Source organism: Aeromonas sp. HMWF014 (assembly GCF_963878295.1).
In the GTDB taxonomy this organism is placed as follows: Bacteria; Pseudomonadota; Gammaproteobacteria; order Enterobacterales; family Aeromonadaceae; genus Aeromonas; species Aeromonas popoffii.
Map to the genome: position 1 here is coordinate 1 of NZ_CAWNYS010000535.1, position 2,715 is coordinate 2,715.

A 2,715-nucleotide genomic window follows, 5' to 3' on the forward strand; every position below is an offset into this window, starting at 1 on the left:
GGCCTGGGGTGATTACAACCTCAACACCAAGGTGGGGAATGGGCTCAACGTCGCTGTCATGAAGGGCAAGGGCAATGCCAATGTCCAGATTGGCGACGGGCTCGACGTCACGGCGGCCTATGCACGCCACAACATGGCCATCAAGATAGGCAACGGCGACTTCTACAGCCTGGCCCTCGCCAGCAGCAACACCAGCAGCAACAAGCTCGGCACCCTGTTTGACAACATCAAGCAGACCCTGCTCGGTGCGGCAGGCAACCAGGCTATCAACTATCTGGTACAGGGCGATGAAGAGGGCCCGCTCAAGGCGCCACCAGCGGCCAGTCTGGGGGATGTACAGGCCCTGAGCGGCTTTGGTCTGGACGAGATTGGCGAGGTGAAATCCTCGCTGGCGAGCGGCCTGACCGGCCAGGTGAGCCAGACTGGCGAGCGGGATGAGCAAGCCATGGACAAGGGGTTGCAGCTCGATGAGCAAGGCCTGGCCAGAGGCGGCGAAAACCTCATCGTCAACGGCGATTTCGAACAGGGCGCCCACGGCTGGCAGCATGCCGGTGAGGGGATCGAAGCAGAGCATTCCGCCACCGCCTACGGGTTGGCTACCGAGGGGCACGGCGCTCGCGTCAGCGAACTCTCTACCGACCGAAACACCCAAATTTCCCAGGTTCTTGTCGGCCTCAAGGCGGGCGAGACTGTCACTCTGAACTTCGATTTTGCCCGTCGGGCCAACATCTCGCTGCAGCACGGCATCGAGGTGCTGTGGAACGGCGAGCGGGTGTTTGCCAGCGAGGGCGACGCCGACAGCTGGCAGAGCAAACAGTTGACCCTGACTGCTCGCGCGGGCAGCAATACCCTGGCGTTTAGCGGCACGGGGGAGAACAACGGCTTTGGCTACCTGCTCGACAACGTGGTCGCCACGGCGGCTGGTAAGGCCGAGATCGGCCAGGTTAGCGCGCAGCTGGTGGAAGATGGCAACGCTGCCCGGGCCCAAGCCGATCGGGCGAGTGCCGATGCCGACAAACAGCGGCTGGAGCAGGAGAAGGCGCAGCAGCTCGCCGCCATCTCGGGCGCTCAGGCCCAGTTGGACGCCACCGACGAGGGCAAGCTGGCAACGAATGGTCAGGCGCAGCGCACCGCCATCGAGGCAGAAGCGCGCGACATCACGGCCCAGCTCGACACCCTGGCCCGCCAGTTTGAACCGCTCAAGCAGCCCGAAGCGGCCACTATCCCGTCCGGCCAGCACTGGCGCCATGGTTTTGCCGACCGCTTGCTAACCGATCGACAAGGCGACCTGGAAAAGGCCAGTGGCACGGCAGGTGAGGCGATCGCGGATGCCAGATCCCGCCGTGAGCAGCAGAGCCAGCAGGTCGATGCCGCCCTGGCCCAGTCCAAATCTGGCCAGCAGCGCAGCGAGCAGTTGCAGGGTGAGGCCCGGGCGCAGGGGCAAAGCCGGACCGAGCAGGCCGAGCAGCGTCGTCTCGATGCCCTGACCCGCGATGCCGATGCCCGGCAGCGGCAGCAAGAGGGCGAGTCGAGCGCCAGCAAGGCGCAGGCCGCAGGCGAGCAGGCCAGCAGCCAGGCCAGTCAGCAGGCAACACAAGCCAGGCAGAATGCGGCAAGCCTGAAACAAAGCGGCGACAAGCCGAGCCATCAGGAAGTGAATAACGGCCAGAGTCCGATTGCGGCACCCCGTCTGCCGCAGGCCGGTGAGCTTGATGTGCCGAATGCCACCGGCTTGTCGACCGATGCTTCCGCCAGCGCCCAGCCATCGGCCATCGATGCCGCCAATGGCGTGAGTGAACAGGAGCAATCCGCGCTCGATGGCGCCTTGGCTGCGGTCAATCGCCTCCAGATCAATGCCGGGCTTCGGGCTCATGGCACGCCCGCCATTACCCTGCCCGGCATGGTCGGTGAGCGCGAGGCGGACACCACGACTGTGGCGGCGAGCCATGCGTCTTCGCGCCGCAGCGCCGAGTTGGGCCTGTCCGGGGTCTCCCTGGCCGGGCTGGGGAGCCCGGTGCGAGGCCCGGCCGTGGCTGTCCCCGAGACCGCCGGTTTTGCCTTCGAGCTGCTCAAGCGCGAAGACAACGACTTCATCGACTCCACCCGTCGCCAGCTGGGCAAGCTCTCGACCGACTTGCCAAGCGAGCGACTCAAGGCGGTACGCGAGGCCGTGGTACGGGTGCAGCAACAGCCATCGGAGGCGAATCTGGGGCTGTTGGAGCAAAGCCTGTCCCAGTGGCAGGCACGTGACCCCAAAGAGTTTGCCCAGCGAGGTGAGCTGGTGACGGCGCTGCGCTTCGAGGTCGCCTCCTTGCAGAGCCACACCTTCGCCTTCAGGGCCAAAGCTGCCGGTGTGTATGGTCTGGCACTGCCGCCGGAACAGACAGCCCGCTTTGAACATCAGCTGCTGTTCGACGGCATAGGCCGGATCACCGGCGCTGTGGGGGAGTTGAGTGCCACCGACATCGCCCGGGTGACCGAGCTCAGCATTCGTCCGCTCACCGACACCAACTCTAACGCCGAGCGGCAGGCGCCCCGTACCGAACATGACAGTCTGATCGCGTTTGCCCATCAGCTGAGTCAGTTCGACACGCCGCAAACCCGCTTGCTGGCCGACGAGGTCAAGGCGATCTGGTTCTCTGGCGAGGTGAATGGTCCTCGCACCATTGCCTTGTTTGAGACCGCCAGCAAGACGCTGGGCGATCAGCCGCAGCT

1 protein-coding gene is annotated in these 2,715 nt (G+C 65.1%); it reads left to right on the forward strand.

The window, feature by feature from the left end:
- The coding region (gene rtxA / locus AAC083_RS20960) for an MARTX multifunctional-autoprocessing repeats-in-toxin holotoxin RtxA (RefSeq protein ID WP_258224802.1) at positions 1-2,715 on the forward strand (2,715 nt) is incomplete at both ends.